Annotated in this window: 17 protein-coding genes; 11 read left to right on the top strand and 6 right to left on the bottom strand. The window is 69.6% G+C overall.

Annotated elements, in window-relative coordinates:
• The first annotated feature begins 45 nt into the window (after positions 1-45).
• Complete coding sequence (locus ACFOWZ_RS18595) at positions 46-1,788, top strand: proline--tRNA ligase (protein WP_382374081.1); 1,743 nt, start codon at positions 46-48, stop codon at positions 1,786-1,788.
• A 46-nt stretch (positions 1,789-1,834) separates the two neighbouring features.
• Here ACFOWZ_RS18595 and ACFOWZ_RS18590 read toward each other — a convergent pair whose 3' ends face one another.
• A complete protein-coding gene (locus ACFOWZ_RS18590) occupies positions 1,835-2,779 on the bottom strand; it encodes a hypothetical protein (protein WP_382374079.1) in 945 nt (314 codons plus the stop codon).
• Positions 2,780-2,897: 118 nt separating this feature from the next.
• Here ACFOWZ_RS18590 and ACFOWZ_RS18585 point away from each other — a divergent pair, with 118 nt between their 5' ends.
• A complete protein-coding gene (locus ACFOWZ_RS18585; RefSeq protein ID WP_382374077.1) occupies positions 2,898-3,857 on the top strand; it encodes an ABC transporter permease in 960 nt (319 codons plus the stop codon).
• Here the strand turns inward: ACFOWZ_RS18585 and ACFOWZ_RS18580 are convergent.
• The 3 genes from ACFOWZ_RS18580 to ACFOWZ_RS18570 are packed head-to-tail and all read right to left on the bottom strand — an operon-like array spanning position 3,753 to position 5,693.
• A complete protein-coding gene (locus ACFOWZ_RS18580; RefSeq protein ID WP_382374075.1) occupies positions 3,753-4,160 on the bottom strand; it encodes a YjbQ family protein in 408 nt (135 codons plus the stop codon). The genes ACFOWZ_RS18585 and ACFOWZ_RS18580 overlap by 105 nt on opposite strands.
• Positions 4,161-4,164: 4 nt before the next feature.
• Positions 4,165-4,722: a sugar O-acetyltransferase gene (locus ACFOWZ_RS18575; RefSeq protein WP_382374073.1), complete on the bottom strand. Its 558-nt coding sequence runs from the start codon at positions 4,720-4,722 to the stop codon at positions 4,165-4,167.
• Positions 4,723-4,730: 8 nt separating this feature from the next.
• Positions 4,731-5,693, bottom strand: coding sequence for a GlxA family transcriptional regulator (locus ACFOWZ_RS18570; protein ID WP_382374071.1), 963 nt, complete (start codon positions 5,691-5,693; stop codon positions 4,731-4,733).
• Between the two features lie 116 nt (positions 5,694-5,809).
• Here ACFOWZ_RS18570 and ACFOWZ_RS18565 point away from each other — a divergent pair, with 116 nt between their 5' ends.
• The 5 genes from ACFOWZ_RS18565 to ACFOWZ_RS18545 all read left to right on the top strand — a co-directional run bounded on the left by ACFOWZ_RS18565 (position 5,810) and on the right by ACFOWZ_RS18545 (position 9,537).
• The gene (locus ACFOWZ_RS18565; protein ID WP_382374069.1) at positions 5,810-6,655 is read left to right on the top strand and encodes an NAD(P)-dependent oxidoreductase; all 846 of its coding nucleotides are present in this window, start codon (positions 5,810-5,812) and stop codon (positions 6,653-6,655) included.
• Position 6,656: 1 nt separating this feature from the next.
• Complete coding sequence (locus ACFOWZ_RS18560) at positions 6,657-7,220, top strand: maleylpyruvate isomerase N-terminal domain-containing protein (RefSeq protein WP_382374067.1); 564 nt, start codon at positions 6,657-6,659, stop codon at positions 7,218-7,220.
• A 125-nt stretch (positions 7,221-7,345) separates the two neighbouring features.
• Entirely contained in the window at positions 7,346-7,810 is a 465-nt protein-coding gene (locus ACFOWZ_RS18555; RefSeq protein ID WP_382374065.1) for a DUF4442 domain-containing protein, read from the top strand.
• Positions 7,803-8,756, top strand: coding sequence for an aminotransferase class V-fold PLP-dependent enzyme (locus tag ACFOWZ_RS18550; RefSeq protein ID WP_382374063.1), 954 nt, complete (start codon positions 7,803-7,805; stop codon positions 8,754-8,756). Before ACFOWZ_RS18555 ends, ACFOWZ_RS18550 begins: the two co-directional genes overlap by 8 nt.
• Positions 8,757-8,811: 55 nt before the next feature.
• On the top strand, positions 8,812-9,537 hold the full coding sequence (locus ACFOWZ_RS18545) for a hypothetical protein (RefSeq protein WP_382374061.1): 726 nt from the start codon (positions 8,812-8,814) through the stop codon (positions 9,535-9,537).
• A 56-nt stretch (positions 9,538-9,593) separates the two neighbouring features.
• Here ACFOWZ_RS18545 and ACFOWZ_RS18540 read toward each other — a convergent pair whose 3' ends face one another.
• Positions 9,594-10,022, bottom strand: a complete 429-nt coding sequence (locus ACFOWZ_RS18540) for a ferritin-like domain-containing protein (protein ID WP_382374059.1) — start codon at positions 10,020-10,022, stop codon at positions 9,594-9,596.
• A complete protein-coding gene (locus tag ACFOWZ_RS18535; protein WP_382374057.1) occupies positions 10,019-10,462 on the bottom strand; it encodes a hypothetical protein in 444 nt (147 codons plus the stop codon). Before ACFOWZ_RS18535 ends, ACFOWZ_RS18540 begins: the two co-directional genes overlap by 4 nt.
• Positions 10,463-10,591: 129 nt before the next feature.
• On the opposite strand from ACFOWZ_RS18535, the gene rimP reads away from it, so the two are divergent.
• The 4 genes from rimP (at position 10,592) to infB (ending at position 15,762) form a co-directional block, all read left to right on the top strand.
• Positions 10,592-11,116 (top strand): ribosome maturation factor RimP, encoded by a 525-nt coding sequence (gene rimP / locus ACFOWZ_RS18530; protein WP_382374055.1) that lies wholly within the window; start codon positions 10,592-10,594, stop codon positions 11,114-11,116.
• Positions 11,113-12,126, top strand: a complete 1,014-nt coding sequence (gene nusA, locus ACFOWZ_RS18525; protein WP_030472878.1) for a transcription termination factor NusA — start codon at positions 11,113-11,115, stop codon at positions 12,124-12,126. Before rimP ends, nusA begins: the two co-directional genes overlap by 4 nt.
• 117 nt (positions 12,127-12,243) lie before the next feature.
• Positions 12,244-12,492 (top strand): YlxR family protein, encoded by a 249-nt coding sequence (locus ACFOWZ_RS18520; RefSeq protein WP_382374053.1) that lies wholly within the window; start codon positions 12,244-12,246, stop codon positions 12,490-12,492.
• A gap of 87 nt (positions 12,493-12,579) precedes the next feature.
• Positions 12,580-15,762 carry a translation initiation factor IF-2 gene (infB, locus tag ACFOWZ_RS18515; protein ID WP_382374050.1) on the top strand — a complete coding sequence of 1,061 codons (3,183 nt, stop codon included), beginning with the start codon at positions 12,580-12,582 and terminating at the stop codon, positions 15,760-15,762.
• Positions 15,763-15,821: the final 59 nt, after the last annotated feature.

Genomic DNA, 15,821 nt, shown 5'->3' with positions numbered 1-15,821 from the left:
AACCAGTACGCTGCTCCAACAGCCCGTGAACGAGGAGTACCCACCGTGATCACCAGGATGTCGTCGCTGTTCCTGCGCACTCTTCGCGAGGACCCGGCCGACGCCGAAGTGCCCAGCCACAAGCTGCTGGTGCGCGCCGGCTACGTCCGCCGCGTCGCGCCGGGCGGATACTCCTGGCTGCCGCTCGGGCTGAAGGTCCTGCGCAACATCGAGGCCGTCGTCCGCGAGGAGATGGACGCGTTCGGCGCGCAGGAGATCCAGTTCCCCGCCCTGCTGCCCAAGGAGCCCTACGAGGCGACCAACCGGTGGGAGGAGTACGGGCCCAACATCTTCCGGCTCAAGGACCGCAAGGGTGCCGACTACCTGCTCGGCCCCACGCACGAGGAGCTCTTCACCCTCACCGTGAAGGGCGAGTACAGCTCGTACAAGGACTACCCGGTCACGCTGTACCAGATCCAGACCAAGTACCGCGACGAGGCGCGTCCCCGTGCGGGCATCCTGCGCGGCCGCGAGTTCCTCATGAAGGACTCGTACTCGTTCGACCTCACCGACGAGGGTCTGAGCCAGTCGTACCAGAACCACCGCGACGCCTACATCCGCATCTTCGACCGGCTCGGCCTCGAGTACGTGGTCGTGTCGGCGACGTCCGGTGCGATGGGCGGCTCCGCTTCCGAGGAGTTCCTCGCCGTCGCCGAGACGGGTGAGGACACCTTCGTGCGCAGCACCGAGTCGGACTACGCGGCGAACGTCGAGGCCGTCACGACCCCCGTGCCCGCCGAGCAGTCGATCGACGACAAGCCCGCCGCGCAGGTGCACCACACGCCGAACACGCCCACCATCGAGACGCTGGTGGACTTCCTCAACGCCAACACCGACCGCAAGTTCACCGCGGCGGACACGTTGAAGAACGTCCTGGTGAAGCTCAAGCACCCCGGCAAGGACTGGGAGCTGCTCGCCGTCGCCGTCCCCGGTGACCGCGAGGTCGACTTCAAGCGCCTCGAGGCCGCGCTGGAGCCCGCCGAGGTCGCGATGGTCGACGAGGCCGACTTCGCCAAGAACTCGTTCCTGGTCAAGGGTTACATCGGTCCGGGCGCGATCCAGGCGAACGGCATCCGCTTCCTCGCCGACCCCCGCGTCGTCAAGGGCACCGCGTGGGTCACCGGCGCCGACAAGGCCGACCACCACGTCGTCGACCTCGTCGCAGGCCGCGACTTCACGCCCGACGGCGTCATCGACGTCGCCGAGGTCCGCGAGGGCGACCCGTCGCCCGACGGCAAGGGTGTGCTGGTCGCCGCGCGCGGCATCGAGATCGGCCACATCTTCCAGCTCGGCCGCAAGTACGCGGACGCGTTCTCGCTCGACGCCCTGGGCCCGGACTCCAAGCCCGTGCGCATCACCATGGGCTCGTACGGCATCGGCGTCTCGCGTCTCGTCGCGGCCATCGCCGAGCAGTCGCACGACGACCGCGGCCTGATCTGGCCCCGCAACGTCGCCCCCGCCGACGTCCACGTCGTCGTGGCCGGCAAGGACGAGACGCTGCTGACCGCCGGTGAGGACTTCGCGAAGCAACTCAGCGAGAAGGGCCTCAAGGTCCTGCTGGACGACCGCAAGGCGAGCCCCGGCGTGAAGTTCGCGGACGCCGAGCTCGTGGGCGTGCCGACGATCCTGGTGATCGGCCGCGGGCTGAAGGACGGCGTGGTCGAGGTCAAGGACCGCAAGTCCGGTGACCGCGTCGACGTGCCGGTTGCCGAGGTCGTGGATCACCTGGTGCAGGTCGTCCGCGGTTAGTCGTTCGGACCGCTGGGCGGGTCAGCCCGCCCAGCGGTGACGACGGTCAGGTCGTCGGCACCAGCGAGTCGACCATCTTCTGCAGGTCGGCCTCCTTGGGCAGCGGCGGCGTCGTGCCACCTCCGCCGCCCTCCAGGTCGCCGTTGATCGCCAGCACGTGCAGCTTGCTGCTGCCGTTCAGCACGACGACCTTCACCATTCCCTTGCTCGCCAGGCACTTGTTCGCCGACTGGGTGATCGTCGCGTCCACCTGCACGCCCTCGACGACGACCTTCTTGCCGTCCTTCTGCGTGTGCTGGATCTTCACGGCCTTCGGCTGGGTCAGCTCCACCTTCGGCTCACCGCCCGACGAGTAGTACTGCGTCGCCAGGGCCTTCGTGAAGTCCGTGGCCGTCTGGTTGATGTCGCCCTTGGGCAGCAACGTGCCGCCGTTGGTGCCCTTCGTGTACGACTTGCCCTCGCAGGTGTAGTTGCCGTACGAGGTCACCCCGGACAGGGCGATGTCGTCGAACTTGTCGACCGGGATCCTGGCGTCGGCGACGACGTCCCAGTTCTTCGGGACCTCGTAGTTGAAGCCGAGCGACGTCTCGACGCACTGCACGCCCTCGTTCTTGCACGCCCCGGTGGTGCCCTGCGCCGTCGAGTTGGGCGGCGCGGTGCTGGGCTGGGCGTTCGGGTCGGTCGTGTTGCGGGACAGCACGAGCCACGTCACGCCGCCGCCCACGAGCAGTACCAGCACGACCGCGCTGATCACCAGGAAGAGCGTCTTGTTGCTCTTCTTGGGCGGCTCGTTGTCGAACCCGCCGTACACGCCGAGGCCGCCGTACCCGCCCTGGCCCTGTTGAGGGAAACCGCCCTGCTGCTGCGGGAAGCCACCCGTCTGCGGATAACCGCCGACCTGGTAGCCACCGCTCTGGTAGTCACCCTGCTGCTGGCCCCAGCCCTGCTGGTCGTTCCAGCCGCCCTGTCCGCCCCCACCTGGGTAAGTCACGGGCAAACGGTACCTGGTGGGTCTGACAGTGATTAATTCATCATGCGTTGACTTCCGGAGCGCGCCGGGCGTAGCGTGCTCACTGAATTCAACGTGTGATGAACTTTGGAGGCCCGTGATGCGCACCGCGCTGGTCACCGCCGCCGCAGGTGCGGTGGTGACGTTTCTCCTGGGATTGCTGACGTTCGGCGTGCAGGCGACCGTGCACCCGCACGACGTGCCGCTCGCCGTGGTGGCGCCTCCGCCGATCGCGGAACGCGTCGAGGCCGCCGACTCCGCCGAGGTCCAGATCACCGTCGCGTCCGCCGACGAGGCCCGGACCCTGTTGGCGGACAAGAAGGTCTACGGGGTCCTGGAGATCACGCCCGGCCAGGCGACGATCCGGCTCAACCCCGCGGTCAACCCGTCCGGCACGCAGGTCGCGCAGCAGGTCCTGACCGGTGTCGCGCAGGGAGCCGGCCTGCCCGTGAAGGTCGAGACCCAGGCCGTGTCCGCGGCCGAACGCACGGCGCCGCTCGCCGCCTCCGCACTGCTGTGGGTCGGCGGCATGGTCGCCGGACTGCTGTTCGTCGTGCTGAAGGGCAATCGGTTCCGGTGGCTGTCGGCGCTCACCACGGCCGTGCTGGTCGTTGGTTCCGTGACGGGGTTGCTGGCGTGGTGGGGCGTCACGTTCAGCGCGACCGCAGTGGGTTTCCTGCTCGCTGTCGCCGTGTCGTTCGCACTGCTGCAGGCAGGGTTGTTCAAGCACCTCGGCATCCGCGCGATGGGGATCCTCGGCCTGCTGTACCTGATGGCGCCCGCGGTGGCGGGTCAGGTGCCGGAGCTGCTCAACCCCGCCTACCGCGCGGTTCTGTGGTCGTGGACGCCGTTCCGCTTCTCGACGGAAGGCCTGCGCAGCCTGATGTACGACGGCTCGATCAGCACCGAGTGGTGGGTGTTCGGCGGGATCGCGCTCGTCGGGCTCGTGCTGCTGCTAGCCGGCAAGAAAGCTCAGACGGACCGTGCGGACGGGGTTGTCGACGTTGGTGTCGACGAGGCAGACCGACTGCCACGTCCCGAGCGCCAGCACACCGCCTAGCACCGGGATCGTCGCGTACGGCGGCACCAGTGCGGGCATCACGTGGTCACGGCCGTGACCAGGGGTGCCGTGCCGGTGCCGCCACTTCACGTCGCGGGGCAGGATGCGCTCCAACGCGGTCAGCAGGTCGTCGTCGCTGCCGGCGCCGGTCTCGATGATCGCGACACCGGCGGTCGCGTGCGGCACCCACACGTGCAGCAAACCGTCGCCGTTCTCGCTGTCGAGGAACCGCTGGCATTCGCGGGTCAGGTCGTGCACGACCTCGTCGGAGCCGGTGCGGATCTGGATCTCCTCGCTGCGCATGACCTCAGATCTTACGAACGACCCGTGCGGGGTTGCCGACCGCGAGCACGTGATCAGGCAAATCGCGCGTCACGACACTGCCCGCGCCGACCACCGTGTTGTCGCCGATGGTGACTCCAGGGCAGACGATCACGCCGCCGCCGAACCACACCCGGTCGCCGATGACGATCGGCGCGGTGGTCTCCCAGCCGGCGATGCGGGCGTCGTGGTCCTCGATCGGGTGCAACGCCGTCAGCAGCTGCACGCGCGGTCCCATCATCACGTTGTCACCGATCGTCACCGGCCCGCAGTCGAGGATGATGCCGTCGTAGTTCATGAAGCTGTTCGCGCCGATGCGGGTGTTGTAGCCGTACTCGATCTGCAGGCGTGGCAGCAGAACCGTGTTCTCGCCGATCTCCGCGACGAAGTCCTTAAGGGTTGCATGCATGCCCTCGTAGTCACCGGGTTCCAACGCGTTGTAGCTGTTCATCACGCGCCACGCCCGTTGGCGGTCCAGTTCGAGCTCGGGGTCCATCGACAGGTAGGGCTCGCCGTTGATCATCTTCTCGCGGTTGGTTCCCATGAGGAGATTCAACCTGCGTAGGCCCGCCGGTACTCGGTGGGCGGCACACCGACGTGGGCGGTGAAGTGCCGGCGCAGGTTCGCGCCGGTCCCCAGACCGCAGCGTTCCGCGACCTGTTCCACGGACAGCGCGGTCGTCTCCAGCAACGCCTGGGCGTGGGCGACGCGCTGGGCGAGCAGCCACTGCAACGGGGTGCTGCCGGTGGCGTCGTGCAGGCGGCGGAAGAACGTGCGCTGGCTCATCCCGGCGCGGCGGGCGAGCTCGGCGACGGTCAGCGGGCGGTCCAGGTGCCGGACGGCCCACTCCAGCACCGGCGCGATGCTGTCGTCGTCGGTCTCGGGCACGTGCCGGATGACGAACTGCGCCTGGCCTCCGGTGCGGTGGGCCGGCACGCACAGCTTGCGCGCCAGCTGGTTGGCGACGTGTGCGCCGAAGTCCTGCCGCACCAGGTGCAGGCACAGGTCGAGTCCCGCGGCCGCACCGGCGCTGGTGAGGATCGCGCCGTCGTCGATGTAGAGCACCGAGTCGTCGACCTCTACCTGAGGGAACCGGCGAGCCAGACGGTCCGTGTACGACCAATGTGCTGTGGCGCGACGTCCGTTCAGAAGTCCCGCTTCAGCCAGAACGAACGCACCGTTGCACAACGCGGCGATGCGCACGCCGTTGTCTGCGGCGTCCTGGAGTTCCTTGACCAGCAACGGGTCCAACGGCTCGTTTCCGTCCAGCACTGCTTGCGGGACTGACGGGACGATGATCGTGGACGCGCCGTGCAGGCCCTCCAGGCCGTGTTCGGGGTTGAGCGTCCAACCGTGCCGGGCCCGTGGTGCCGCGGGATTCAGGCCGCACAACCGCATCGTGTACCAGGGATCGAAGTGGTCGACGCCGAACACCACGCACGCCAGCCCCGCCTCGTACACGTCCCAGACGGCCGGTGCGTCGTCCTCGGTCACCAAGATCGCCACCACGCTCATGCCCGCACGGTAGCTGGCAGCAATCGTTCGACAGTAGGCATTTCCGCCACTGTCGGTGCGCGGCACCGCTTGCGAGGGTGGGGGAGGTCAATCGACAACCCTTGGGGGACAACGCAATGCACTCGGATGTTGCCGTGCTCGGACTCGGTCAGATGGGCTCGGCGCTCGCCGCGGCCTTCCTGCGCGCCGGTCACCGCGTCACGGTCTGGAACCGCTCCGAAGCCAAGACTGCGCCGCTGGTGGCCCAGGGCGCCCGCCGGGCCGCTTCAGCCCTGGAGGCCCAGCGGTCCGCACCGGTCGTGGTGGCCTGCGTGCTGGACTACCCGGCGCTGACCGAGATCCTCGACCCCGAACTGCCGGGCGTCCTGGTCAACCTCACCTCCGGCTCACCGGAACAGGCGCGCGAGATGGCCGCGCGTACGCCGCGTTACGTCGACGGCGGCATCATGACGACCCCGCCCGGCATCGGCGACGAGCGCTCGATGATCCTCTACAGCGGCGACCAGGACGCGTTCGCCGAGGCGAGGAACCTGCTGTTCGCACTGGCCGAGCCGGTGAACCTCGGTGCCGAACCCGGCCGCGCCGCGCTGTACGACACGGCGTTGCTGGGCATCATGTGGGCGACGCTGACCGGCTGGCTGCACGCGAGCGCTCTCGTCACCGCAGACGGTTCGACCGCCGCGCACTTCACGCCGCTCGCCACCCGCTGGCTCGGCCCCGTCGCGGGGTTCGTCACCACCTACGCCGAGCAGGTCGACGCGGGCAGCTACCCCGGCACGGACGCGACGCTGGACGTGCACCTGGCCACGCTCGACCACCTCGTGCACGCGAGCGAGGTCCGCAAGATCGACCCGACGCTGCCCAGGCTTTTCCACGAGTACGCGCGTCAGGCGGTCGAAGCCGGTCACGGCGGGGACGGCTGGGCGCGGATCATCGAGCTGCTGCGCGCGAAGGCGGTCTGAGGTGGACTGGCCGAAACTGCTCGACGCAGCGGCCGAGGACTGCGTGCGGGCGCTGGCCACCCTGCCGGGGGCCGGTTTCACCCGCCGCGCCCACGGCCTGGAGTGGTCCCGCCGCGAGACGCTCGACCACGTCGTCGAGGGCCTGCTCGGGTACACGGCGCTGCTGGCGACCCGTGCGGAGAGCCGGTGGACGAGCCTGCTCGGCAGCCTGCGTCCCGGCTTGCCGCTGGAGCACTGCCTGGAAGGCATCACGACCGCGGCGACACTGCTGTCCCGAACCGTTGCCGCGAGCCCGCCGGACGCCCGCGCGTGGCACCCGTGGGGCACTTCGGACGCGACGGGGTTCGCCGCGATGGGCATCACCGAGCTGACCATGCACACGCACGACATCACGGGAGCCCAGTGGCGGCCGGACCCGGAGCACTGCGCACCGGTGATCGAGCGGTTGTTCCCCGATGCCCCGCGCCACGCCGATCCTGTCGCGCTGCTGCTGTGGTGCACCGGACGCGGTGATCTGCCAGGGGTGCCACGACGAGAGAAGTGGCAGTGGCACGGCCAGGTTTAGCGGCTGCTGCTCGTGGACGGCCGGTACCGCGAAGTCGCAGGTCAGATAGCGGAAGAGATACGTCACACGCCTTCACCGAAGGAAGTTGCGGACAGTCTGGCGGACGTTGTGTAACACTGTTTTTTATGAAGGCAAGCCGCCTGCGCTTCGGGATGAACCTGTGGCCGCCGTTCCTGTTCGCCGGCATCCGTGTCGAGGAGATCTCGCCGGACTACCGCTATGCGCGCGTGCGCATGCGTCTACGTCCGTGGAACCGCAACTTCTTCGGCACGCACTTCGGCGGTTCGCTGTTCGCGATGACCGACCCGTTCTGGGTGCTGTTGCTGTTCAACCAGCTCAACAACGAGCACGTGGTGTGGGACCAGGCCGGCGAGATCGAGTTCATCGCTCCCGGCCGCGGCACCGTGTACGCGGAGTTCCGGCTGGCCGACGAGCACGTCGAGCAGGTGCTGGAGCAGACGGCGAACGGTGAGAAGGCGTTGGTCTGGTTCGACACGGACGTGGTCGGGCAGGATGGAACCGTGATCGCTCGAGTGCGCAAGCAGGTCTACGCGCGGCGCAAGCGCGGCAAGCAGCTCGCCCATGCGTGAGGCCTTCGGTGCCGTCTTCGACGTCCAGCCCGGCTACCTGAACACGGCGTCCATCGGGGTGCCTCCCCGGCACGTCGCGAACGCGGTGGCGGGCGCTCACGAACGGTGGCGGCGCGGCGAGGACACGTCGTCGGACTTCACCCTCGTGGTCGAGACCTCACGTCAGGCGTTCGGCCGGCTGGTCGGAGTGCCCGAGACGTCGATCGCGTGCGGCGCCACGGTCTCGCAGTTCGTCTCGCTGGTCGCCCAGGCGTTGCCGGCGGGGTCGAAGGTCTTCGTCGAACCCGGCGAGTTCACCAGCGTCACGCTGCCCTTCGTCGCGGCGGGCCACGAGATCGTGTCCGCAGTGAACGCCGCGGATCTCGTGGCGACGAGCGTGGTCCAGTCGGCGGACGGCAGGGTCGCGGACCTCGAAGCGCTGAGGTCGAGCGGCAAACCGGTGCTGCTGGACGTCTCGCAGGCAGCCGGGTGGATGCCGTTGTCGTTGGCGTGGGCGGATTTCGTCGTCGGAGTCTCCTACAAGTGGCTGATGGCTCCCCGCGGCGCGGCCTGGATGGCGGTGCGGCCGGACCGGCTGGACTTCCTCAAGCCGTTGGCCGCGAACTGGTACAGCACGGAGGAGAACTACGGCACCGAGCTGGTGCTCCGTCCGGACGCGAGGCGGTTCGACCTCTCGCCGACCTGGTTCGCGCACCTCGGTGCGGCGGTGGCGCTGCCGTGGGTGGCGTCGCTGGACCTGGAGGCCGTGCGGGCGCACTGCGTGAAGCTGACGGATCACCTGCTCGCCGGACTCGGTCTGCCGTCGAACGGTTCGTCGATCGTCTCCGTCGACGTACCACCCGTTCCGGGTGTCGTTTCGTCGGTTCGCGCAGGTCGGACCAGGTTCGCGTGTCACATGTACAACACGGTCGAGGACGTTGATCGGGTGCTCGCAGCGCTTGGCTGACCGCCGTCCGTTACCGTGGGTCCTTGTGTCGGAACCACGTCAGTCACCTGAAGAGGTGACCCAGAACCTGCCTCGCTTCCCACCGAGGCCGTCCGACACCGCACCGCTCTACCCTGCCGACGAGCTGATGAAGCTCCAGTCGATCATGGACAACCGCCAGGGGCACCTGCCCCCTCCGCCGCCCGCGCCCCCGCGCAGAGCGTGGCTGGGCAAGGCGCTGGCACTCGTCGGCGTCGCGGTGGTGTCGGGGTTCGTGTGGTGGGTGTTGCAGCCGTCCGAGCCGATCGACAAACCCGTCGCGCAACCGCAGAAGACCGCGGGCGAGTTCGAGTTCACCACGGTCGGGCAGCTGCCGGAGCCGGTGAAGGACAGCGACTGCGCGGCCCACGCGACGGGGCAGACGCAGGCGTTCTTCAAGACCACGCCGTGCCTGCAGCTGACGCGGGCGTTCTACACGGCGAAGCTGCAGGACGGCCGGGCCGTGTACTCGTCGGTGTCCGTGGTGAAGATGCGCAACGCCGAGGAGGCCAGGCAGCTGCGCGAGCTGACCCAGAAGGACGGCACCGGCAACGTCAAGGACCTGGTGCTGGACAAGGCCATCAGCGTGCCGCCGCTGACCACGCTGGCCAACGGCGGGTACGCCTCCGAGCAGCGCGGCCAGGAGGTCGTGATCGTCGAGTCGGACTCGCCGAACAAGGGGACGGACGCGCTCGCGCACAACAAGGAGATGAAGAGGGTCTCCGCGGACGCGATCAGGCTCGCGTCCTCCTTCGGCGGCTGATCGTTTGGCGTTTGCAAGTACCCCCAACTCCGTGTTGGTGGTACTTGCAGACGCCCTCAGCCAGAGGCGACACCGGGCATCGTGATCGACGCCGGGTTCGTGCCCGCCGCCTTGCGCCACCGCGTCGCCCGCACGGCCGCCGTCGTCAGCGCCTCCAGTGCCGACGTCCGCAGCGCGGCGTCGTCGGTCCGTTCGAGGACGCCGTGCCACGCGGCACAGGTGTCCTGCTCGACGGCGGCGAGCGCGGCGAGTGCGGAAGGGCCGTCCGACACCGGTGCGGGCGGCAGGTAGGCCGCGGCGGGCGGGTTCGGTGTCGCGCCCTTGTCCCGCAGCCACCTCTCGGTCGTGTCGCGGCGCGCCCGGTGCGCGTTGGCGCCCTCCGCGACGGCCGCGGCCTGGTTGCCCAGGAACGCCGACACCAGGCCGTAGGTCCACAACGCGGCGTGCTCGGTCCCGAGCGCGGTCTGCACGGCGTCCACGTTCACGCGAGCACCTCCCGCAGCGAGGCGCAGCCGGCCGCCACCGACCCGACGAGGCCTGCCCGGTGGCTGGGCAGCGAGGCGACGAGGGTGGAGGCGTCGCGGACGGCGTCGTCGAGCGCGGTCCGCAGCGCCGCCAGCGGATCCGGTGGCGTCGGCGGGCTGGTGGGAGCGGGCGGGGCCGTGGAGGACAGCGGCGGGCGTTCGCGGTCGACCTCGGCCTGCAGCAGGCCTGCGTGCGTCTCACGGGCCTTGGCGATCTCCGCGGCCGCAGGCACCGACGTGAGCGACTGCGCCAGCTTCGCGTCCGCACGGGCCTGAGCGGCGAGAGCGGACAACGGATCCGGCGGCGGTGGTGCGGGAGGTTCTGTGGTGCACGCAACGGCGAGCGGTGCGGCGGCCACCGCGAACAGCACGCGGCGGCGGCTGACCGATTCGGAGATCACGCGAACCCATATTGCCAGCAGCCGTGCGGGTCGGTGGGAGGCGGGCGAACGAGATAGTCTTGGCGTCCACGGCCGCCGGGTTTCGCGTCGGCCGGGGTTTTCATGCGTTCGAACTGAAGGAGACACCACGTGTCCAGCCCGCCGCGCGGAGAGCTTTCCGCGCAGCTAGCACCCGTTGTGCGGGAAGCTCTCGAAGCCATCGGCTTCGACCTCGACGCGCTCGACGTGAATCAGGCTGGGCGCCGCCGTCTGGTCAAGGTCGTCGTGGACGGCGAGGACGGCATCGGGCTCGACGAGGTCGCCGAGGCGAGCCGCGTGGTCTCCGCCGCGCTCGACGCGCACGACCACCTGATCAACGGGCCGTACACCCTCGAGGTCACCTCGCCGGGTGTCGACCGCCCGCTCACCCGCCCGCGCCACTGGAAGCGCGCGCACCTGCGTCTCGTGAAGATCAAGCAGCCCGAGCAGGTCGAGTGGTTCGGCCGGGTCGGGGAGTGCGACGAGACCGGGGTCGAGCTGCTGCACCAGGGCGAGCTGCGGCGCGTGGAGTACCGCCACATCGAACGCGCGGTCATGGAGATCGAGTTCAAGCAGCCGCCGGTCGAGGAACTGGCTCGGCTCACTCGGAAAGCACCGAAGGAGGAGCCGAGGTGAACGTCGACATCGCCGCCCTGAGGGCGATCGAACGTGAAAAGGACATCCCCTTCGAGACGGTCCTGGAGGCGATCGAGTCAGCACTGCTGACCGCCTACAAGCACACCGAAGGGCATCACTCGCACTCGCGGGTGGAGATCGACCGCAAGACCGGCGTCGTGCGCGTGCTCGCGCAGGAGCTGGGGCCGGACGGCGTGGTGCAGGAGGAGTGGGACGACACTCCGGAAGGCTTCGGCCGCATCGCCGCCACCACCGCGCGCCAGGTCATCCTGCAGCGCCTGCGCGACGCCGAGCACGAGCGCACCTTCGGCGAGTTCGCCGCCAAGGAGGGCGAGATCATCGCCGGTGTGGTGCAGCGTGACGCCCGCGCGAACGCCCGCGGCATGGTCGTCGTCCAGGTGGGTGACACCGAGGGCGTGCTGCCGCCGGCCGAGCAGGTGCCGGGCGAGCAGTACAACCACGGCGAGCGCATCAAGTGCTACGTCGTGAGCGTGTCCCGCGGTGCGCGCGGACCGCAGATCGCTCTTTCGCGGACGCACCCGAACCTCGTGCGGCGGCTCTTCGCCCTCGAGGTTCCGGAGATCGCGGACGGCACCGTGGAGATCCCCGCGGTGGCACGTGAGGCAGGTCACCGTTCGAAGATCGCGGTGAAATCAACGGTTGCCGGAGTGAACGCCAAGGGCGCCTGCATCGGCCCGATGGGTGCCCGCGTGCGCAACGTGATGCACGAGCTCGGCGGCGAGAAGATCGACATCATCGACTTCTCGGACGACCCGGCAACTTTCGTCGGGAATGCTTTGTCACCTGCGAAGGTTGTGTCCGTGCGGGTGCTCGACGAGCGTGCCAAGACGGCCCGTGTCGTGGTCCCGGACTTCCAACTGTCGCTGGCGATCGGCAAGGAGGGGCAGAACGCCCGCCTCGCCGCCCGCCTGACCGGCTGGCGCATCGACATCCGCAGCGACGCGGAGTCGCCGGCTGCCGGAGCAGTCACATCCAGTTCGGCCGAATGAGCTCCAGGGGATAGACTTATCAACGGTTCAACGTCGGGTCCGGTCACCCAACACATCGGCCCTGTTCGCACGTGCATTGGATGCCGCACCCGGACGTTGCCCTCTGAGCTGCTGCGTGTGGTCGCGGTGGACGGTTCGGTGGTTCCGGACGTCCGCAGGCGACTTCCTGGTCGGGGTGCTTGGTTGCATTTCGATCTCGAATGTCTGCGCAACGCCGAGCGGCGACGGGCGTTCTCGCGGGCCCTCCGGGTCCAGGGAGCACTCGACGTCGCTTTGTTGCGCGAGCACCTGGAGCAGCACGGGAACTTGGCCGCGGGACAGCCCCGTGGCCAGCAAGCAACAAGGAAGCAGGTCGACCCGTCATGAGTCAGCCGTGAAGCTGAAGACATGAACGCGCGACGTTAAGACGAGGTCGATGGGACTTGCCCGCCGGCCTCACGACCAAGGAGAGCAGTGGCAGGCAAGGCCCGCGTGCATGAGCTCGCGAAAGAGCTCGGTGTTACGAGCAAGGAAGTTCTCAACAAGCTCGCCGAACAGGGCGAGTACGTGAAGTCCGCGTCTTCGACCGTCGAGGCCCCCGTGGCCCGGCGGCTTCGTGACGCCTACGAAGCCAAGTCCTCGAAGCCGGCTCCCAAGCCGTCCGCTCCGAAGCCCAAGGCTCCGGCACCCGCTGCCGCCGCAGCGCCCGCCGCACCGGCGGAGTCCAAGCCGGCGGCGTCCGACTCCAAGCCGGCCGCGCCCAAGGGCGTGCCCGGTCCGCGTCCGGCTGCTCCGCGTCCGCCGGCCCCGAAGCCCGCTCCGGCAGCTCCTGCCGCGCAGGCTCCGGCTCCCGCGGCGCCCGCACCGGCTCCCTCTCAGACCCAGGCTCCGGCCGCAGCGGCACCCGCCGCGTCGGCTCCGGCAGCCCCCAAGGCCGCTCCGGCTCCCGGCGCCAAGCCGGGTGGCCCGCGTCCGGGCCCGCGCCCGGCACCGCAGCAGCAGCCTGAGCCCCAGCAGCCGCAGGCCCCGGCCGCGTCCGCTGGTGCGCAGTCCCCGTCCGTGGTGCCGCCGCGCCCGCAGTCTCCCAAGCCTGCCGGCCCGCGTGCCCCGCGTCCGGGCAACAACCCGTTCGGCGTCGGTGGCGGCAACGCTCCCTCGCCGCGTCCCGGACCTCGTCCCGGCCCGCGTCCGGAGCAGGGCGACCGCCCCTCCGGCCCGAAGCCCGGCGACCCGCGTCCGTCGAGCCCCCGTCCCGGTGGCGCTCCCGGTCAGGGTGGTCAGCGTCCGGCTGCCGCGCAGGGCGGTCCCCGTCCCGCGCCCGGCCAGGGTGGTCCTCGCCCCGCTCCCGGTCAGGGTGGTCCTCGCCCGAACCCGGGCAACATGCCTCCTCGCCCGAACCCCGGCATGATGCCGGGCCGTCCGGCCGGCGGTAACCGTCCTGGTCCTGGTGGCGGCGGTGGCCGTCCCGGTGGCGGTGGCGGTCGTCCCGGTGGTGGCGGCGGCGGTGGCGGCTTCCGCGGCGGTGGCGGCGGAGGCGGCGGCGGAGGCGGTGGCTTCCGCGGCGGTGGCGGCGGAGGCGGCGGTGGCGGCTTCCGTCCCGGTGGCGGCGGTGGCGGAGGCGGTGGCTTCCGTCCCGGCGGTGGTGGCGGTGCCGGTGGCGGCGCCCCGGCCGGTGGTGGCGGCGGTTTCCGCGGCCGTCCCGGTGGCGGTGGCGGCGGCGCTGGTCGCGGCGGTACCGCTGGTGCCTTCGGTCGTCCGGGTGGTCCGGCGCGTCGTGGACGCAAGTCCAAGCGGCAGAAGCGCCAGGAGTACATGGACAACATGCAGGCGCCTTCGGTCGGTGGCGTCCGCCTGCCCAAGGGCAGTGGCGAGACGATCCGCCTGCCGCGCGGTGCCTCGCTGACCGACTTCGCCGACAAGATCAACGCCAACCCGGCGTCGCTCGTGCAGGTGCTCTTCCACCTGGGCGAGATGGTCACGGCGACCCAGTCGGTGTCCGACGAGATCCTGGAGCTGCTCGGCTCCGAGATGAACTACGTCGTGCAGGTCGTGTCCCCCGAGGAGGAGGACCGCGAGCTGCTCGAGACGTTCGACATCACCTACGGCGAGGACGCCGGTGACGAGGACGACCTGCAGGTTCGCCCGCCGGTCGTGACCGTCATGGGTCACGTCGACCACGGTAAGACGCGACTCCTCGACACCATTCGCAAGGCGAAGGTGCACGAGGGCGAGGCCGGTGGCATCACCCAGCACATCGGTGCGTACCAGGTGGAGACGGAGCTCGAGGGCAACCCGCGGCTCATCACCTTCATCGACACCCCCGGTCACGAGGCGTTCACCGCCATGCGTGCCCGTGGTGCGAACGCGACCGACATCGCGGTCATCGTCGTCGCAGCCGACGACGGCGTGATGCCGCAGACGGTCGAGGCGATCAACCACGCCCAGGCCGCCGAGGCGCCGATCGTGGTCGCGGTCAACAAGATCGACAAGGAAGGCGCCAACCCGGCCAAGATCCGTCAGCAGCTGACGGAGTACGGCCTGGTCGCCGAGGAGTACGGCGGCGACACGATGTTCGTCGACATCTCGGCGAAGCAGGGCATCAACATCGACAGCCTCCTCGAGGCCATCCTGTTGACCGCCGACGCTTCGCTGGACCTCCGGGCCAACCCGGACATGGAGGCCCAGGGTGTCGCGATCGAGGCGCACCTCGACCGCGGTCGCGGTCCGGTCGCCACGGTGCTGGTCCAGCGCGGCACGCTGCGCGTCGGCGACTCGATCGTCGCCGGCGACGCCTACGGCCGCGTCCGCCGCATGGTGGACGAGCACGGCGACGACGTGCACGACGCGACCCCGTCGCGTCCGGTGCAGGTCATCGGTCTGACGTCGGTGCCGCGCGCCGGTGACACGTTCCTCGTGGTCGAGGAGGACCGCGTCGCTCGCCAGATCGCCGAGCGTCGCCAGGCCCGCACTCGCAACGCCGCCAACGCCGCGAAGCGCAAGCGCGTCAGCCTGGAAGACCTGGATGCGGCGCTGAAGGAAACCAGCGCTCTCACCTTGATCATCAAGGGTGACAACTCGGGTACCGTCGAGGCCCTCGAGGACGCGCTCATGAAGATCGAGGTCGGCGACGACGTCGAGCTGCGCGTGATCCACCGCGGTGTCGGTGGCATCACCGAAGGCGACATCAACCTCGCCGTGGCCGGCTCCGCCATCGTCCTGGGCTTCAACGTCCGGGCCGAGGGCAAGGCGACCGAGCTCGCGAACCGCGAAGGTGTGGACGTCCGGTACTACACGGTCATCTACCAGGCGATCGACGAGATCGAGGCGGCCCTCAAGGGTCTCCTCAAGCCGGAGTTCGAAGAGGTCCAGCTCGGCCGCGCCGAGATCCGCGACGTCTTCAAGTCCTCCAAGGTCGGCACGATCGCGGGTTGCATGGTCCTGTCGGGCGAGATCCGCCGCAACGCGCGTGCTCGCCTGATCCGTGACGGCAAGGTGATCGCGGAGAACCTCCCGATCAGCTCGCTCAAGCGGTTCAAGGACGACGCCACCGAGGTCCGCGAAGGTTTCGAGTGTGGTCTCACGCTCGGCAACTACAGCGACCTCAAGCTGGAAGACATCATCGAGACCTTCGAGATGCGCGAGAAGCCGCGCGCCTAGTCGGTTGACGTGAGGGGTGCGGAGCCGTTTAACCGGTGGCTCCGCACCCTTTTCTTCTG

This window comes from Lentzea rhizosphaerae, from assembly GCF_042649515.1.
Lineage (GTDB): Bacteria > Actinomycetota > Actinomycetes > Mycobacteriales > Pseudonocardiaceae > Lentzea > Lentzea aerocolonigenes.
The sequence above is the reverse complement of the archived record's forward strand: the minus strand, read 5'-3'. Positions and strand labels throughout refer to the sequence as shown.